This is a genomic window from Marinospirillum sp. (assembly GCF_044810985.1).
Taxonomy (GTDB): Bacteria; Pseudomonadota; Gammaproteobacteria; order Pseudomonadales; family Halomonadaceae; genus Marinospirillum.
This window is the reverse complement of sequence record NZ_CP085242.1, coordinates 1,572,908-1,591,705: the sequence shown is the minus strand read 5'-3', so window position 1 is coordinate 1,591,705 and position 18,798 is coordinate 1,572,908. Positions and strand designations below refer to the sequence as shown.

General features: G+C 55.3%; 10 protein-coding genes. 1 reads left to right on the top strand and 9 read right to left on the bottom strand.

The genetic code is table 11. The features are described 5' to 3' along the window. Positions 1-36: 36 nt before the first annotated feature. Positions 37-417, top strand: coding sequence for a hypothetical protein (locus LG323_RS07615; RefSeq protein WP_404414471.1), 381 nt, complete (start codon positions 37-39; stop codon positions 415-417). Here the strand turns inward: LG323_RS07615 and LG323_RS07610 are convergent. From LG323_RS07610 to LG323_RS07570, 9 genes are all read right to left on the bottom strand, one after another. Continuing rightward, positions 414-692: a hypothetical protein gene (locus LG323_RS07610; protein ID WP_310697482.1), complete on the bottom strand. Its 279-nt coding sequence runs from the start codon at positions 690-692 to the stop codon at positions 414-416. The two genes, LG323_RS07615 and LG323_RS07610, sit on opposite strands and share 4 nt — an antisense overlap. A gap of 106 nt (positions 693-798) precedes the next feature. Continuing rightward, positions 799-2,283 (bottom strand): glutamate synthase subunit beta, encoded by a 1,485-nt coding sequence (locus LG323_RS07605; protein WP_404414467.1) that lies wholly within the window; start codon positions 2,281-2,283, stop codon positions 799-801. 9 nt (positions 2,284-2,292) lie between these two features. Beyond that, positions 2,293-6,906 (bottom strand): glutamate synthase large subunit, encoded by a 4,614-nt coding sequence (gltB, locus tag LG323_RS07600; protein WP_404414465.1) that lies wholly within the window; start codon positions 6,904-6,906, stop codon positions 2,293-2,295. A gap of 408 nt (positions 6,907-7,314) precedes the next feature. Continuing rightward, the gene (locus LG323_RS07595; RefSeq protein WP_404420094.1) at positions 7,315-8,733 is read right to left on the bottom strand and encodes an FAD-dependent oxidoreductase; all 1,419 of its coding nucleotides are present in this window, start codon (positions 8,731-8,733) and stop codon (positions 7,315-7,317) included. Between the two features lie 27 nt (positions 8,734-8,760). Beyond that, on the bottom strand, positions 8,761-13,236 hold the full coding sequence (gltB, locus tag LG323_RS07590; protein ID WP_404420093.1) for a glutamate synthase large subunit: 4,476 nt from the start codon (positions 13,234-13,236) through the stop codon (positions 8,761-8,763). A 268-nt stretch (positions 13,237-13,504) separates the two neighbouring features. After that, positions 13,505-15,196, bottom strand: a complete 1,692-nt coding sequence (locus LG323_RS07585) for an AAA family ATPase (protein ID WP_404420092.1) — start codon at positions 15,194-15,196, stop codon at positions 13,505-13,507. A gap of 83 nt (positions 15,197-15,279) precedes the next feature. Further along, a complete protein-coding gene (aroB, locus tag LG323_RS07580) occupies positions 15,280-16,380 on the bottom strand; it encodes a 3-dehydroquinate synthase (RefSeq protein ID WP_404420122.1) in 1,101 nt (366 codons plus the stop codon). Between the two features lie 7 nt (positions 16,381-16,387). Beyond that, complete coding sequence (gene aroK / locus LG323_RS07575; protein WP_310697370.1) at positions 16,388-16,927, bottom strand: shikimate kinase AroK; 540 nt, start codon at positions 16,925-16,927, stop codon at positions 16,388-16,390. A gap of 38 nt (positions 16,928-16,965) precedes the next feature. Beyond that, on the bottom strand, positions 16,966-18,789 hold the full coding sequence (locus tag LG323_RS07570) for a type IV pilus secretin PilQ (protein WP_404420091.1): 1,824 nt from the start codon (positions 18,787-18,789) through the stop codon (positions 16,966-16,968). Positions 18,790-18,798: the final 9 nt, after the last annotated feature.

Here is an 18,798-nt window from a genome sequence, read left to right as displayed (position 1 = left end):
ACGACTTTTCGTCTTTTCCTTTTCTGGAGAAACACCATGAAGATGCTTAACCGCTCTGCCATCAGCGTCAAACTCAGGCAGCCTTTTGTCGACTGGATCAACAATGTCAGCGACAGCGGGGAAGAAGAGGTGACTCTGGATGACGTGAATCAGGAATCCACCAGCTACCTGGTTCCTGAGCTGGAAGAAGAGGAAGATCTGGAAAACCTGATTGCAGATCGCTATCTGGATATTCTGGAAAATGAACTCTTTTCCTGGGAAGAAGACGACAGTCTCTGGCCGGAAGACATTGACCGCGCCCTCTTTGATGACTTCATCCGCATTGAACCCGCTTTCATGGTCTTTGACCTGGACGACCAGGCTCCTTTGCTCGCCCAGGTGCTGGAAGAAGTGGAAGATTTTGACGCAGAGGATTAATCCTCTGCATCGTCCATCCGGTGATTCTCAATCTCAATATCCACCAGATTGCAGGCACCGGGTTTCAGTACCAAGACTCCATATTCCTCGATGTGATCCGTTTCATCTTCCAGGCTACCGACCTCCAGTGACAGGCTGTTGCCTTTCAGATGTTCCGGGTTGATCAGTAGAGCTGCAGGAAGCCCTTCTTCCCAGTTGATCTGGATTTCTGTCAAGGCAGGCAATTCGACTTTCTGACCGTCAGGCGTAACGCCCACAAGGCGGGGATAAGACATGTTGTAACTCCTTCAAGGATTTCGCACCAGCATACACCCTTGCTGAATCCTGGCAAGGTGAAAAAGCGGCCAGCTTCAGAGAGCCAACCGCTTTTTCATTGACCCATCAAGGCAGCAGGGTGTTGCCCATCAGGTCCCGGTCAATTTCCCGTGCGGCTTCACGACCTTCATTGATGGCCCAGACAATCAGGCTCTGTCCGCGGCGGCAGTCACCGGCAGCATAAAGACCATCCACCGAAGTGCGGTAGTTGCCATAATCGGCTTTGGCGTTGGAGCGCGGATCCTTTTCAGCACCGAATTGCTCCAGCAGACCGCCTTCCGGGCCCAAAAAGCCCATCGCCAGCAGCACCAGATCGGCTTTCAGTTCGCGCTCGCTGCCTTCCACGGGTTGTGGCCCCATACGGCCCTGCTCGTCCTTTTTCCACTCAATCCCGGTCAGATGCAGTTTTTTCACCTGACCGTTTTCGCCGGTCAGCTTCTGGGTCAGTTGCAGATACTGGCGCGGATCTTCACCCTGCACAGCAATCGCCTCAGCCTGACCGTAATCCACCTTCAGGGTGCGCTTGAATTCCGGCCAGGGGTTGTCAGCGGCTCTTTCCAGGGGTGGCTTGGGCATGATTTCCAGCTGGGTGACACTTTTGCAGCCCTGACGCAGGGAGGTGCCGACACAGTCCGTACCGGTATCCCCGCCACCGATAACCACAACGTGCTTGTCCTTGGCCGAAATGAACCGACCATCTTCATGGTTGGAATCCAGCAGGCTTTTGGTATTGGAGCCCAGAAATTCCATGGCAAAGTGCACGCCGTGCAGCTCACGGCCTTCAATGGGCAGATCGCGGGGCACTGTGGCACCGGTGGCCAGCAGCACGGAATCAAAGTCCTGCTTGAGCTGTTCAGCACTGATGTCCTTGCCCACTTCCGTGTTGGTGACAAACTCAATGCCTTCTGCACGCATCAGTTCCAGGCGGCGTTCCACTATCGGCTTTTCCAGCTTCATGTTGGGAATGCCGTACATCAAGAGACCACCCAGGCGATCATCGCGTTCATAAACCGTGACACTGTGACCCACTGAATTCAGCTGGGCAGCGGCGGCCAGACCGGCAGGGCCGGAACCGATGATAGCCACCTTTTTACCGGTGCGCTCAGCCGGTGGCTGGGGTTGAACCCAGCCTTCAGCAAAGCCTTTTTCGATAATCGAATTTTCATGATGCTTGATGGTCACCGGAGGAGCATTGATACCCAGCACACAGGAGTCTTCGCAAGGTGCCGGGCAGACACGACCGGTGAACTCCGGGAAGTTGTTGGTCTGGTGCAGACGCTCCAGAGCTTCACGCCAGCGATTCCGGTAAATCAGGTCATTCCACTCGGGAATCAGGTTGTTGACCGGGCAGCCACCCACCTGGGGAGCTGAAGCCGAATCCCCGGCATGGCAGAAGGGCACACCACAATCCATGCAGCGTGAACCCTGCTGACGGATGTCCTCTTCAGCCATTTCCGTGTGAATTTCCTGCCAGTCGTTCAGGCGCTCCACGGCATCACGGTCAGCCGGTAGTGCGCGGTCAAATTCCATAAATCCAGTTAATTTTCCCATGATCGTCTCCTAGGCTGTCGCTTTACTGTCGGCCAATTTTTTCAGATGCAGGTCGAAGGCGGCTACAGCCACTTCATAATCATCATCGAGCTGTTTTTCTGTGCGAACCTGCTTCATATACCCTTGCATCTGCTCGTAATCCACCGGCATGACGCGGGCAAACTCCTGCAGGGACTTGTCCCAGTTATCGAGCAGCTCTTTGGCAACATCGGATCGGGTGTATTCATAGTGTTTTTCCACCAGCGCCTTCAGCCTGGCCTGTTCTTCAGGGTCGGCAACCGGGCCGAGTTTGACCATTTCCTTGTTGCAGCGTGCGTCCAGTTGCCCGGAACGATCCAGAACATAGGCAACACCGCCGGACATACCTGCCGCAAAGTTGCGTCCGGTTTCACCCAGAATGACGGCACAGCCACCGGTCATGTATTCACAGCCGTGATCCCCCACGCCTTCAACCACAGCGGTGGCACCCGAGTTGCGAACACAGAAACGCTCACCAGCCAGACCACGAATATAGGCCTCACCACTGGTGGCCCCAAAGAAGGCAACGTTACCGATCAGGATGTTTTCACTGGCCTTGAAAGGGGCCTTGGCATCGGGATAAACCACCAGCTTGCCGCCGGAGAGGCCCTTGCCGAAGTAGTCGTTGGCATCGCCTTCCAGATCAAAACGCACCCCCTTGGCGGTGAAGACACCAAAGCTCTGCCCGGCAGAACCCTTGAAGTGCACCTTGATGGTGTCTTCGGGCAGTCCGTCAGCGTGGTAGCGTTTGGAAATCTCATTGGAGAGCATGGCACCGACACTGCGATCGGTGTTTTCAATAGGGTACTCCAGCTGCACCGCTTGCTGGTCTTCCAGGGCAGCCTGGGCATCCTGGATCAGTTTGCGATCAATAATGTCATCAATCAGATGCTTCTGCTCCACGGTCTTGTAGAGGCTGTCACCGGGGTGCGGTTCCTGCTTGTAAAGCAATGAGGACAGGTCCAGGTTTTTCAGTTTCCAGTGATCTCCCAGATCACGTACCTTCAGGCACTGGGACTGACCCACCATTTCATTGATGGTTCTGAAGCCCAGTTCAGCCATCAGCTCGCGCAGACCTTCCACCATCAATTTAAAGAAGTTGACCACATGCTCGACCTGACCGTTGTAACGACCGCGCAGTTCGCGATCCTGGGTGGCAATACCCACCGGACAGGTGTTGGTGTGGCACTTGCGCATCATGATGCAGCCCTGAGCCACCAGAGCGGCGGTGGCAACACCCCATTCCTCGGCCCCCAGCAGGGTGGCAATCGCCAGGTCACGCGGGGTTTTCATCTGACCATCGGCCTGCAGGGTGACGCGGCTGCGCAGACGGTTGCGCACCAGGGTCTGGTGGGTTTCGGCAATCCCCAGCTCCCAGGGCAAACCGGCGTGCTTGATGGAGCTCAAGGGCGAGGCCCCAGTGCCGCCATCGTGACCGGCGATCAGCACGACATCGGCATAGCCCTTGGTGACACCCGTGGCCACGGTGCCAACACCGGCCAGAGACACTAGCTTGACGTTAACCCGGGCCTTGCGGTTGGCATTTTTCAGGTCATAAATCAGCTGCGCCAGATCTTCAATCGAGTAGATATCATGGTGCGGCGGCGGTGAAATCAGACCTACACCCGGAGTGGCTAGACGGGTTTTGCCGATCCAGGCATCCACCTTGTGGCCGGGCAACTGACCACCTTCACCGGGCTTGGCACCCTGAGCCATCTTGATCTGCAGCTCTTCGGCATTGGTCAGGTAATGACTGGTGACCCCAAAACGACCGGAAGCGACCTGCTTGATTTTCGATAGCATGGAATCGCCGTTTTCCATGGGCGTGAAACGAATCGGATCTTCGCCGCCTTCCCCGGAATTACTCTTGCCGCCCAGACGGTTCATGGCAATCGCCAGACAGGTGTGGGCTTCCCAGGAAATCGAGCCGAAAGACATGGCCCCTGTGGCAAAGCGTTTGAAGATATTTTCGCAAGATTCCACCTCTTCCAGCGGCACGGGCTGGCGGTTTTTATTCCAGTCCAGCAGGCCGCGCAGGGTATAAGCCGCCCTGGCCTGTTCATCCACTGCCTGGGTGTACTCGTTGAACAGCTCTTTGCTGTTGGTGGCGCTGGCGTGCTGCAGCAGACGAATGACCTTGGGGTTGAACAGGTGGCGTTCGCCATCCTTGCGCCAGGCATAATCGCCCCCGGTGCGCAGCGGCAAGAGGTTGGGAGCATTGACGCGATCAGGATAACCGATACGATGCGTCATCAGGCGCTCCTGGGCGATTTCATCCAGACCCAGACCTTCAATGCGGCTGATGGTACCGGTGAAGTAGTTGTCGATGACATCCGAGTTGAGGCCCAGGGCTTCAAAAATCTGCGCACCCTGGTAAGACTGCAGAGTGGAGATCCCCATCTTGGAGAAAATCTTCAAGAGACCGCCGTCCACCGCCTTGATATAACGGTCGGCCAGCTCATCATTGCTCCAGTCTTCGCTGATAGCACCGGTATCCCTGAGGTTATACAGAGATTCAAAGGCCATGTAGGGGTTGACCGCTGCGGCACCATAACCCAGCAGTGTGGCGAAATGATGGGTTTCGCGGACATCCCCGGCTTCAACGATGATGCCGGTGGAAGAACGCAGACCTTCGCGAATCAGGAAGTGGTGAACGGCAGCCACGGCCAGCAGGGAAGGAACCCCGGCATGGTCGGTATTTACCTTGCGGTCACTGAGAATCAGAATGGAATAGCCATCATCCACAGCATCCCGGGCATGGCGGCAAATGCGATCCAGTGCCCGCTTGAGTTCACCTGCCTTGCCGGTGGCCCGGAAAGTGATGTCAACCGTGGTGGACTGGAAGTGGTTGTGATCGATGTGCTGCAGTTTGCGTAGCTCTTCATTACTCAGCACCGGCTGTTTGATTTCCACCATACGGCAATGTCTGGGGGTTTCTTCCAACAGGTTGAGTGAGCTGCCGACATAAGTCTGCAGCGACATCACCATTTCTTCACGAATCGGGTCGATGGGCGGATTGGTGACCTGGGCAAAGAACTGCTTGAAGTAGTTGGCCAGTTGCTGCGGTTGGTCGGAAAGCACGGCCAGGGGATTGTCCGCACCCATGGAACCCAGAGGTTCTTTAGCCGTGCCCACCATTTCGGTGAGGATTATATCCAGGTCTTCACGCGAATAGCCAAAGGCCTGTTGGCGACGCAACAGACTTTTCGGGCCGTGAGGTCTTTCTTCAATGGGAGGCGAAGGCAGCTCATCCAGAAGAATTTTGTTTTTCTTCAGCCACTCGGCATAGGGCTGGCTGGAACAGACTTCGGCCTTGACCTCATCATCACTGATGATACGCCCCTGCTCCAGATCAGCTATAAAGATACGGCCCGGCTGGAGGCGGCCCTTTTGAATCACCTTGGATTCATCTACTACCAGAGCACCGGTTTCCGAACCCATCACAATCGTATCGTCATCCGTCAGCAGGTAACGTGAAGGACGCAGGCCATTACGGTCCAGGGTGGCACCGATCACGCGACCATCGGTGAAGGAAACCGAAGCCGGGCCATCCCAGGGCTCCATGATGCAGGCATAGTATTCATAGAAAGCCCGTTTGACCGGCTCCATGTCTTCCTGCTTCTGCCAGGCCTCGGGAATCATCATCATCATGACTTTTTCCAGAGGGCGACCACTGAGTACCAGAAGTTCCAGCACCATGTCCATATTGGCCGAATCCGACTGAGCTTGATTACAAATCGGCTTGAGCATCTTCAGCTCTTCATCGGTGAAGACCTCGGAAGACAGCAGCTCGTCACGGGCACGCATCCAGTTGATGTTGCCCTTGACCGTATTGATCTCACCATTGTGCGCCAGGTAGCGGAAAGGCTGGGCCAGACGCCAGGCCGGGAAGGTGTTGGTGGAAAAACGGCTGTGGTGCATGGCCAGCGCAGAAACAGCTTTTTCGTTCTGCAGATCCAGATAGTACTCACGCACCTGGGCCGTGGTCAGCTGCCCCTTGTAAACCAGGGTGCGGGTCGACAGGGAAGCGATGTAGAAGTTTTCTTCGGCCTGGCTGATGCTGCGTGCCACCACAAAACTGGTGTGCTTGCGCAGAACATACAGCTGGCGCTCAAAAGCCTGCTGTTCCACACCCTTGGGTGGAGCAATGAAAACCTGCTCGATGTGGGGTTCATTATCCAGCGAAGCCTGGCCCAGCGTGGAATTATCCGTGGGGACTTCACGATAACCCAGCAGACTCATGCCCAACTTTTTGATGTTGGTTTCCAGCAGATTGCGACAGGTCTGGCGCTGATCTTTGTCTTGCGGGAAGAAAATCATGCCCACGCCATAACCACCGGCTTCCGGCAGTTGCACCTTCTGGGTTTGCATGGCCTCACGCAAAAGCTGGTCGGGAATCTGAATCAGAATACCGGCACCGTCACCGCTTTTAACATCAAAACCGGTGCCACCCCGGTGCTCCATGCAGGTCAGCATGGACAGGGCATCTTCGATGATCTGGTGGCTTTTCTTGCCTTTCAGATTGGCAACAAAGCCGATACCGCAGCTATCGTGCTCCAGTTCGGAGCGGTAAAGGCCCTGAGGCTTTTTAATTTCTGCTGTCATAGGTCTTTTCCATTAAGTGAGTCAGTAAGTGAGCGAGCTGATGTTTTTATAAGAATGCCTTCGGACTGGTGGGAGGCATGATTGCCCTATGCAAATTCGGCAAGGGTTATGCAGCTTTGTATTTTGGGAGGAAATACTACCTGCATCTAAAGTCTATAGACAAACAAAAAATGCCACTAAAAGTGGAAAATTGTCGCATTTGAAAACCTGAGAAAATGGTTTTCTTTCAATAGATGAAAAAAAGTAATCGAAAGCAAGTCGTAGTAACTTTTTGGTGCAAATCCCTTGTATGCACCAATATGGGTCGTTGAGTCTTGTCAATAAAGGGCAAGGTGGGTTGAGACCGGATGTATTCACGCGTCCCGATCCAACCTGCCTTGTCCGTCTTGAAGTTTGTCTTTGGAAACCTTAAACCTTCAGGTAAGAAAGTATGCCTTCAGCGGCCTGGCGTCCTTCCCAGATGGCGGTGACCACCAGGTCGGAGCCGCGTACCATGTCGCCTCCGGCAAAGACTTTTTCATTGCTGGTCTGGAAGGGATGGCGGGCTTCTTCAGGTGCTTCCACCAGGCCCCAGTCGTTGGTTTTGATCTGATGTTTTTCAAACCATTCCGCCGGGCTGGCTTTGAAGCCAAAGGCGACCAGCACCGCATCGGCGGGTAGGATTTCTTCCGAACCGGGAACCACTTCGGGTTTGCGGCGACCATTTTCATCGGGTTCACCCATCTGGGTGCGAACCACTTTAACACCTTCAACCTTGTCTTCGCCGACGATGGCGATTGGCTGGCGGTTGAAGAGAAACTTCACACCTTCTTCACGGGCATTTTCCACTTCCTTGCGCGAGCCGGGCATGTTTGCTTCATCACGCCGGTAAGCGCAGGTCACGCTGCGGGCGCTCTGGCGGATGGAGGTGCGGTTACAGTCCATGGCGGTATCGCCACCGCCCAGCACGATGACTTTTTTGCCTTCCATGCTGATGTAATCGGCAGGGTCTTTTTCATACCCCAGGCAGCGGTTGACATTGGCAATCAGAAAATCCAGGGCATCATAAACACCGGGCAGGTTTTCACCGGGGAAACCACCTTTCATATAGGTGTAGGTGCCCATACCCATGAAAACAGCGTCGTAATCAGCCAGGAGTTTGTCCATGCTGACATCCTGGCCAATTTCGGTATTCAGTTGAAACTCGATGCCCATGCCTTCAAAAATTTCCCGGCGACGGGACATGACGGTTTTTTCCAGCTTGAACTCGGGGATACCGAAGGTCAGCAGACCACCAATTTCCGGGTATTTGTCAAAAACCACCGGCTTGACGCCATTGCGTGCCAGAACATCAGCACAACCCAGACCCGCCGGGCCGGCACCGATAATGGCCACTTTTTTGTCCGTCCATTCCACCTGGCTCATGTCCGGACGCCAGCCCTGGGCAAAAGCGGTTTCAGTGATGTACTTTTCCACGGAACCGATGGTGACGGCACCAAAACCGTCATTCAGGGTGCAGGCCCCTTCACAGAGGCGATCCTGGGGGCAGACCCGGCCACAGACTTCCGGCAGGGTGTTGGTGGCATGGCAGAGCTCAGCTGCTTCCAGGATATTGCCATCGGTGGCCAGCTGCAGCCAGTTGGGGATGTAGTTGTGTACCGGGCATTTCCATTCACAGTAGGGGTTGCCACAATCCAGGCAGCGGTGTGCCTGCTGGCTGGCCTGCTTGGGATCTAAAGCATCATAAATTTCAATGAAGGTTTTTTTGCGCAGGGTCACCGGCTTTTTGGCAGGATCCTGGCGACCTACATCGACGAATTGGAAGTCGTTGTTGAGACGTTCAGCCATGGTTTTATCCTCAAATCCTCAAGTCGGTTACTGGGCGCTCTGGCGCGTGGTTTTGAGCAGATCGCCCAGGCTTGCAGCCTTGGGTTTAACCAGCCAGAAGTGACGAATAAAGTCAGAAAATTCCTGCAGAATCTTGCGTCCCCAGGCTGAGTCGGTTTCTTCCACAAAGCTTTGGATCATGCTGCGCAGGTGATTGCGATAGACTTCCGTCTGTTCGGTATTGATGCGGTGCAGGTCAACCAGCTCGTGGTTGTATTTGTCCATGAAGCTACGCTCCAGATCCAGCACATAGGCAAAACCACCGGTCATACCCGCACCGAAGTTGTAGCCGGTATCGCCCAGAACACAGACAATCCCGCCGGTCATGTATTCGCAGCAGTGATCGCCTGCTCCTTCGACTATGGCGGTTGCACCTGAGTTGCGTACCGCAAAGCGCTCACCGGCACGGCCTGCCGCAAAGAGTTGACCGCCGGTTGCTCCGTATAGGCAGGTGTTGCCCATGATGGAGGTCTTGTGACTGGCAAAACTGCTGCCGGTTGGGGGCACCAGAACCAGTTTGCCACCGTTCATGCCTTTGCCGACATAGTCGTTGGCATCGCCTTCCAGGTACATGTTCAGACCCTTGGCATTCCAGACCCCGAAACTTTGCCCGGCCACACCCTTGAGCTTCAGATTGATGGGGGCAGTAGCCAGACCATCATCACCGTAACGAACTGCAATTTCCCCGGAAATCCGGGCACCGATGGAGCGGTCGCAGTTGGTCAGGTTGAATGCAAATTCTCCCCCGGTCTGGTTGTCCAGGGCATCCTTCAATTCGGCCACCATGCGTTCGGCCAGCTCGCCCTTGTCAAAGGGTTCGTTGCGACTGATCTGGCAAAAGTGGGGAGCATCTTCGGGTATTTCGTCATTGCTCAGCAGACGGCTGAAGTCGAGCTTGCCCTGGCGCTCGGTTTCGCCTTCCAGAACTTCCAGAAGATCCATGCGCCCGATCAGGTCCGTGAGTTTTTGCACCCCCAGTTCAGCCAGGATTTCCCGAACCTCTTCGGCAATAAAGCGGAAGTAGTTTTTGACCATTTCCACGGTGCCCCGGAAGTGCTCATCACGCAGTTTTTCATCCTGGGTGGCGACACCGGTCGCACAGTTATTCAGGTGGCAGATGCGCAGGTAGATACACCCCAGAGAAACCATGGGAGCCGTACCGAAGCCAAAGCTTTCCGCACCCAGGATGGCGGCTTTAACCACATCCATGCCGGTTTTCAGACCGCCATCGGTTTGCAGGCGAATCTTGTCGCGCAGCTTGTTGATGCGCAGCGCCTGCTGGACTTCCACCAGGCCCAGTTCCCAGGGGGAGCCGGCATACTTGATGGAGGTGATTGGCGAAGCTGCTGTACCGCCATCATACCCGGAAACAGTAATCAGGTCGGCGTAGGCCTTGGCGACCCCGGTGGCGATGGTGCCAATGCCCGGCTCGGAGACCAGCTTGACTGATACCTGGGCCCTGGGATTGACCTGTTTGAGGTCAAAAATCAACTGGGCCAGATCTTCAATGGAATAGATGTCGTGGTGCGGTGGTGGAGAAATCAGAGTTACCCCTGGCACCGAATGGCGCAGACGCGCAATCAGGGCATTGACCTTGCCACCGGGCAACTGGCCGCCCTCACCGGGTTTGGCACCCTGGGCGACCTTGATTTGCAGGACTTCAGCGCTGGACAGGTAGGCTGGGGTCACGCCAAAGCGACCCGAAGCAATCTGTTTGATTTTGGAAGACTTGCTGGTGCCGTAGCGGGCGGGATCTTCACCGCCTTCACCCGAGTTGGAACGCGCACCCATTTCATTCATGGCCTGGGCCAGGGCTTCGTGAGCCTCCGGTGACAGGGCGCCCAGCGACATGCCTGCCGAATCAAAACGCGGCAGCAGGTCTTCAACGCTTTCCACCTGATCCAGCGGCAAAGGCTGCTGAGCCGGTTTGAGTTTCAAAAGATCCCGCAGGGTGGCTGCCGGCCGCTCATTGACCAGCTTGGCAAAACGCTTCCAGGCTTCATAACTGCCGGTTTGTACCGCTTCCTGCATGCTCTTGACTACATCCGGGTTGTAGGCATGGTATTCACCGCCGTGCACATACTTGAGCAGGCCACCCTGGCTGACCCGGGCGGACTTGCGCCAGGCATTTTCCGCCAGGAGTTCCTGATCCATTTGCAGATCAACAAAACCGGCCCCCTGAATGCGGCTGGCCACACCCTTGAAGCAGAGTTCGACCACTTCGTCATCCAGGCCCACGGCTTCAAACAACTGGGAACCCCGATAGGAAGGTAGAGTGGAAATCCCCATTTTGGAGAGAATTTTCATCAGGCCTTTCTGAATGCCTTTACGGTAAGCGCGGCGGGTATCCCCTGGATCACCCTGGAGTTCACCACTGCGGTGCAGGTCAGCGATGACCTGATAGCTCAGCCAGGGGTTAATGGCCGTGGCCCCGAAGCCAAAGAGTACAGCCATATGATGGGAATCCCGCGCCCAACCGGTATCGACGATGATATTGGCATCGCAGCGCAAGCCTTTGGCCATCAAACGATGGTGAACGGCCCCGGTTGCCATGACAGCATTGATGGGCAACTGGCCCTTGTCCAGGTTGCGGTCGGACAGAACCAGCAGCACCTTGTTGGCGCGAACTGCATTTTCGGCCTGCTGGGCAATGTCTTCCAGGGCCTGTTTGAGTCCCGTTTCTGCAGGGTTGAATTGCAGCGCAATGAATTGCTCTTCAAAACCGGGGCGCGGGTCTTCAACCAGTGACTTGAATTTGCGCGGTGAAAGAACCGGGGTGGTCAGAATGATGCGGTTGGCATACTCGGGTTTTTCTTCAAAGACATTCATTTCCCGGCCGATCACGGTTTCCAGCGACATGACGATGGATTCACGCAGAGGGTCGATGGCCGGGTTGGTGACCTGGGCAAACTTTTGGCGGAAGAAGTCGGCGACATGGCGCACTTTTTTGGAAAGCACGGCCATGGGTGTGTCATCACCCATGGAACCCACGGCTTCCTGGCCGGAATCCGCCAGAGGCAGGAGGACCGAGTTGCGCTCTTCCAGACTGATGTTGAACATCTTCATGGCTACGGCCAGTTCCTGCTTGTCCATGGCCTCAAAACGCGGGCCTATCTCGGTCAGGGTGGACTCCAGATAGGTGGACTGCTCACGTAGCCACTGCTTGTAAGGGTTGGCAGACTTGAGCTTGTCGTCGACATCCTTGGTGTGCAGGATGTCGCCGGTCAGAGTGTCCACAGCCAGAATCTGGCCGGGGCCAACACGGCTTTTTTGCAGAACATCCTCCGGCTTGTAATCCCAGACACCGATTTCCGAAGCCAGGGTGATATAACCGTTTTTGGTGATTACAAAACGCGCCGGGCGCAGGCCATTGCGATCCAGCATGCACAAGGCATAGCGACCATCGGTCATGACCAGGCCGGCGGGTCCGTCCCAGGCTTCCATGTGCATGGAGTTGTATTCGTAGAAGGCCCGCAGATCGCCATCCATGGTCTGGACATTCTGCCAGGCCGGGGGAATCATTTTGCGCACCGCCTGAAACAGGTTCATGTCCCCGGTCAGCAGAACCTCCAGCATATTGTCCATGCTGGAAGAATCCGAACCTTCGGTATTGACCACCTGATCCAGGGTTTCAATGTCCGGCAGATAATCATTCTTGAAGTTTTTCTTGCGCGCATTGGCCCAGTTGCGATTGGCCTCAATGGTATTGATTTCACCATTGTGAGCCAGGTAACGGAAAGGCTGGGCCAGTGGCCATTTGGGGTCGGTGTTGGTGGAAAAACGCTGGTGGAACACGCAAATAGCGGTTTCCATGCGCTCGTCACTCAAATCGGTGTAGAAATTGGGCAGATCAACCGGCAGGGTCAGCCCTTTATAGGAGAGTACCTTGCTGGACAGGGAAGCCACATAAAAGTCTTCGTCCTCTTTCATGGCCATTTCGGCGCGGCGTCGAGCCATAAAAAGCTTCACGCCCAGCTCTTTTTCTTCCATGCCTTCAGGAGCATTGACAAAAATCTGCTCAAACTGGGGCATGCAGGCCAGAGCAATCTCCCCGCAGACCGAGGGGTCGGTGGGAACAACCCGCCAACCCACGACTTCCAGGCCCTGGGCATGGATTTGTTGCTCCAGAGCCTGGCGGCCTTTTTGGGCGCGAGCCTGATCCTGAGGCAGAAAGACCATCCCTACGGCATAGCGTTCATGCATGTCCTGGGCAAAAAGCTCCCGGGCCAGGGTGCGCAGAAAAGAGTCGGGCTTTTTGATTAGGAGGCCGCAGCCATCGCCGGTTTTACCATCGGCAGCGATACCGCCGCGGTGAGTCATGCAGGTCAGGGATTCAATCGCTGTTTTCAAGAGGTCATGGCTGGCCTGGCCATGCATTTGCGCAATCAGGCCGAAACCGCAGTTGTCTTTGAATTCACTTTTCTTGTGAAGACCTGGGTTTTTGTTTTGGAGAGATGTGTTCATGGTCTTGGCTCTCACGTTATGCAAAATCGGCAAGGGGTATGCCGGTTATTTTGGTATGCAGCGGATATTACACGCAGGTAAGGACAGGGAACAAACGAAAAATGGCCCAAAAGGCCAGTTTTTTTGTTAATGAATAACTTTAAGAAATTGCTTTTGGAAAACCAATCACAAAAGGTTTGCTTCTGGGTGCTTGTGTTCAAGATTGGTGCGTTTGCCCGATTTTGCTCTATATGGGTGCAAAATCGGGCAAAAAACCGCTTTTGAATAACTAGCGCTCGTTCAATTCGGTCTGAATCCCGTTGAAACGTCGCAGCCAGGGTTGTTGATTGCGCAGGTTGGCAGGCAATGCCTCTCTGGCTGCCTCTGCCTCAGCTCGGTCTTCGTAGTCGCCGCGGACGACAACCCAGGGGCTGCCCTCATGGCCGCGCTGGTAGTAGGAAAAATCATCCGGGTTGTCCTGCGCCTGGATGAAATTCTGAACCGTTGACTCTTCCGAGCTGGCCAGCAGCTGCAGGGTGAAGTTCTGGGGATCACGCTCCATCAGCCAGGCTTCACGACGAAAACCCTCATCCTGAAATTCACTGGCCACTTCTGGCTCGGGTTCCGGCTCCGGTTCGGTTGTCTGTTCCGGTTCCGGCAGGGGTTCAAGCTGTAAATCTGCTTCCGGCTCGGATTCAGGTTGCTGTTCTGGTTCTGGCTGCTCTTCCGGCTGTTCGCTGTTAGTCAGGTCGGGAGGTGGATCATTCGGGCTGTCCGGCTGATTGCCTTCGGGAACTGGAGGCGGTGTGGCGTCCGGGGTGTCAGCAACTTCTTCATCCTCTGCCGGAGCTTCCGTGGCCGGTGTTTCAGTGGTCGCCTCTTCCTCAAGGGTTGTTTCTTCAGCAATTTCCTCCTCAAGGGGAGGAAGGTCTTCAACTTCTCTCTCCAGCTTCTCCAGAACCTCGTCACTTTGGCCTCGTGGACCCTCCTGCGAATCCTGGCGCAGTTGCTGGGATCTGGAAATCAGCTGCATGCCGGTTTCGGAAGGGCCGCTGCTGCCCATATCACCATAGTAAAGAAAGCCAACAACCAGCCCGGCAATAATGACGGCAGCACCGAAAAGGGGCCACAGGGGTGTTTTGGCTCGTTTGGTTTTCTTTTTGCTGAGCGGCTTTTTACTGGGTTTGGTGACCTTGGCAGCGGTGTCTTCCGCGGGGCCGGTTTCTTCCAGTTCTTTCAAAAGGGCCTTGTTGAGCAGGCCGGGCCAGCCGTGGGATGCCTTGTAGACACGATGGAACTGGTTGTCATTCAGCGGTAAATGATCCAGGCCCACACTGTGGCAGCGGTGTTCCAGATAACCACGGGCTTCAACTTCACTGAAGGCCTCCAGGGGCAGGTGGTGACCGACGGCTTCAAAACGGGATTGGTTGGCACGATCATGCAGGCGCTTGAGCAGATCGTCACGGCCAAATAAGGCAAGGTGAGGGCGACGCGAATCATTGCTGGTGGTGGCCAGCTCCAGAATGACATCCAGTGCGCCTTGATCCAGAGCTTCGGCATTGTCGATCAGGATCAGGCAACTGCCACCGTCTTCACTGAGCAGTTCGGTATGGCTGCGGATTTCTTCAAGATACTGGGGAGTGTCTGCCCGGGGTGGAATCTCCAGGCGCAAGGCACTTTCCAGGCTGGACAGCAGTTTGGGTGCGTTGCCGACCCTGTTGGCATCCAGGCTAACGGCGCTGACGCCGGAATCCAGCTGTTCTTTGAGCCGGTTTTTAAGGTGGGACTTGCCGCTGCCGGATGGACCTGTAACGGTTAATAGCAGGTTGCTGTAGCGGCTCAGGTGGAGCAGCAGGTCAAGGTGCTTGCCATGTTGGCGACCTGGATAAAAAACCGCTTGATCATTGATTTGTTCCAGCAGTTGCAGAGCCTCTTCACTGGAGGCTTCTGCGCTGCTGAGTGACGGTTCCCTGGATGGCATACCAGCGACTCCCTAGACAAGGTTGGGATGCGAAAATAAAAATTAAATCATATCAGAGCTGCAAGTGTAACGCCTGCAGCTATTTAACAGCTAGTTGACAAGGCTTCCATCAGACAGCTTTCCAGTAGTGCTTGTTCAGTCAGGTTGTGAATTCGGGCCTGACCCAAGCGCTCAAGAAGCACCAGTCTGAGCTGGCCATCTATATTTTTCTTGTCGACGGCCATGTGTTTGTTAAAGTGCGCCACCTGCATTTGGGAGGGTGGACGCACCGGTAAATGAGCTGCGGTTAACAAGCGGGCAATCCGGTCACAGTCAGCCTGATTCAGCCAGCCCAGACGCCGGGACAGATCCGCAGCCAGCCACATGCCGGCAGCTACAGCTTCGCCATGCAGCCATTGACCATAACCCATTTCCGTTTCTATGGCATGACCAAAAGTGTGCCCCAGGTTCAGCAAGGCGCGTTTGCCGCCTTCCCTTTCATCTTCAGCCACGATATCAGCCTTGCACTGGCAGGAACGAGCAATGGCCTCGGTCAAGAGTTGCTCATCCCCGGACATCAGCTCGGTCATATGGGCTTCCAGCCACTCCAGAAAAGGCAGGTCACCCAGCAACCCGTATTTGATGACTTCGGCCATACCGGCAGCCAGCTCCCGAGGCGGCAGACTTTGCAGACTTTGGGTATCGATCAGAACCAGGCGGGGCTGCCAGAAGGCCCCCAGCATGTTCTTGCCCAGAGGATGGTTGACCCCGGTTTTGCCACCCACAGAAGAGTCCACCTGGGAGAGCAGGGTGGTCGGCAGTTGGATAAAGTTGATGCCGCGTTGATAGCAGGCAGCAGCAAAGCCGGTCATGTCGCCGATGACGCCGCCACCCAGAGCCAGCAAAGTGGCCTTGCGGTTGAAGCCGGATTCCAACAGTTGATCCCAGATTTTTTCCAGATGGGCCAGGTTTTTGTAGGTTTCTCCATCCGGCAGAATGCAGGTGGCTATTTGCAGGTCGGGGTTGGCCTTCTGCAGGCTGGACTTGAGCTGTTCCAGATACAGGGGAGCCACCGTCGTGTTGGTGACGATCAAGACCTGCTTGCCTTCCAGCAGGGGGGTTATAAGCTCACCCTTTTTCAGAAGTCCTGAGCCTATATGAATCGCGTAGCTGCGCTCACCCAGATCAAGTTGCAGGCTTTGCATAGGCATATCAGTTATCCAGATGTTCAAGAAGTTGTTTTTTGATATCCATAACCACCTGGCGTGGCGGACGCTGATCGGTGTTGATGGTCAAGTGGGCCGTTTCCTCATAAAGAGGTTCACGCTCCAGGCGCATGGCTTCCAGGCGCTGGCGGGGGTTGGCCGTTTGCAACAGGGGGCGATGCGTGCTCTTGCGGGTTCTGGCCAACTGTTGCTCCACGGTGGTTCGCAGAAAAATCACCAAGCCTCCTGCCCGCAGTTTTTCCCGGTTTTCAGGGCGTAAAACGGCACCGCCACCGGTGGCCAGTACAATACCTTGCTGGTGCGTTAGTTCTTCAAGAATCTGGGTTTCACGCTGACGAAAGCCTTCTTCGCCCTCGAGATCGAAGATCCAGGGAATGCCCGCACCGCAGCGATCTTCAATGACCTGGTCGGAGTCGTAGAAGGGCCTTTTCAAGGCTCGTGCCAAAAGTCGCCCAAGAGTGCTTTTGCCAGCCCCCATGGGGCCGACAAGAATGATATTGGTTGTGCAGGTGTTTTCACTCTGCATCCTGGGGTTACTCCTGACCTGTCTAAGGCTGTCGAGCCTTAGTCAGAAGCGGATTGCAGGGGCTGGCTAAGGCTGTTGTTCAGCATTCTGGGTGTAATAAAGATCAACAATTCTACCTTTTCCTGGCTTTGAAAGGAACGCCGAAATAACCAGCCCAACAAGGGGATATCTCCCAACAGAGGGGTTTTGGCCTCGGCTTCCAGGGTTTGCGAAGTGAAAATCCCCCCAATCACGATGGTCTCACCGTTGTTGGCCAGAACCTGGGTTTCCACTGCATTGGTGTTGATGGTGGGGCCAGCATCAAGAGTTTCTTCACCCATGCTGTCGTTGTTCACCTGCAGGGTGAGGAAGATCTGGTCATCACCCACCACCTGGGGTGTCACTTCCAGGCGCAATTCGGCCTGACGGAAATTGGTGGTACGAACCCCGTCTTCATCAATGCTGGTGTAAGGGATTTCTTCACCGGAGCGAATCACGGCCTTGTTGCGATCCGAGGTGATGACCTTGGGCTGGGAGATGATTTCACTGCGGTTTTCCGTTTCCAGGGCCGCCAGCTCCAAGTCGAGCAGGAAGTTGCCATTCACAAAACCAAAGCCAATGCCGGCCTGGGGGTTCAGGTCAAGAGAAATGCCGCGCTGACCGGAGCTGGTGCTTTCAAACTCGGTGCGTTCACCCGGCCCTACTCGACCCCGTTCCGAGGTAAAGCCCCCGTTAGCTGAGCCAGCGGCACGGCTGGCCCCCCAGGTCACACCCAGTTCATCGCTGACACCGGTTCGGGCAACCACGATGCGGGCTTCAATCATGATCTGGTCGACAGGAATATCCAGAGTCTTGACGATAGTGCGCACCCGTTCAACGTATTCAGGGGTGTCGCGCACATAGAGTTGGTTGGTGCGATTGTCGAATCTCAGGTGGCCACGGTCGGAGAGAAAACGACTGCTGGTGCCGCTGGTGGTGGGTTGCTGTTGTTCGTCCTGATTGAAAAGACCGGCGGCCAGGGAGGCCGGAGAAGTCGGGGATGAATCGTTGGAAGGTGTTTCCGACTCACCCATGATGAAATTGCGCAGGTCTTCGGCTTTGGCAAAGTTGATGCGGATAAACTCATCCACCAGGGGTTGTGTCGCCTGTTCGGATTGTCTGGCTGCAAACTGCTGTTGCTCCAGGGCAACCAGTTCTTCAGCGGGGGCGACCAGAAGGACATTGCCGACCTGGCGGCTGGCCAGATTCTGGGTGGTGAGGATCAGATCCAACGCCTGATCGGAGGGAACCTCCTTAAGTTGCAGAGTGATGTTGCCCTGAACACTGTCCCCGGCTACCAGATTCAGATCCAGAAAACTGGCCAGCTCCTGAAGCAGTTCACGGATGGGAATGTCCTGGTAGCTTAAGCTCATCGGCTCGCCGGAATACTGGAAACGCTGGCCGCTGCTTCTGGTTTCTGTTTCTTTCTGCCCCGGTTTTTCTGCAATTTCTATCTGCAGTTGTGTGGCCTGCTGGTGGAGGGTGTAGCTGTAGGGCTTGTCGATTCCCAGGCTTATCAGTGCCTGATCACCCTCTTGATCCAGGCTGAGGCTGGAGACCAGGGTGGCAAAGTCATGAGTGGAATACAGATTGCGAAGTTCTTCCTGAATCCGGGTGTTGGAGAAGGTCAGTTCCAGGCTGTCTGTGACCTCTTGGGCTTTCGGTAAAACCGGGGGGTCGGAGAAGTCCAGCAACAGCAGGGCATGTCCCTGGGGGCTGCGTTGAAAATCCAGATCCTGAAGGGTTGTTTCAGCGGCCAGTGCGGTGCTGAGCCCAAAACAGAGCAGGCTGCCAACGATTATTTTTTTGCTGATCTGATGCAGGCTGTTTGAAAATAAGGTCATGATATGCAT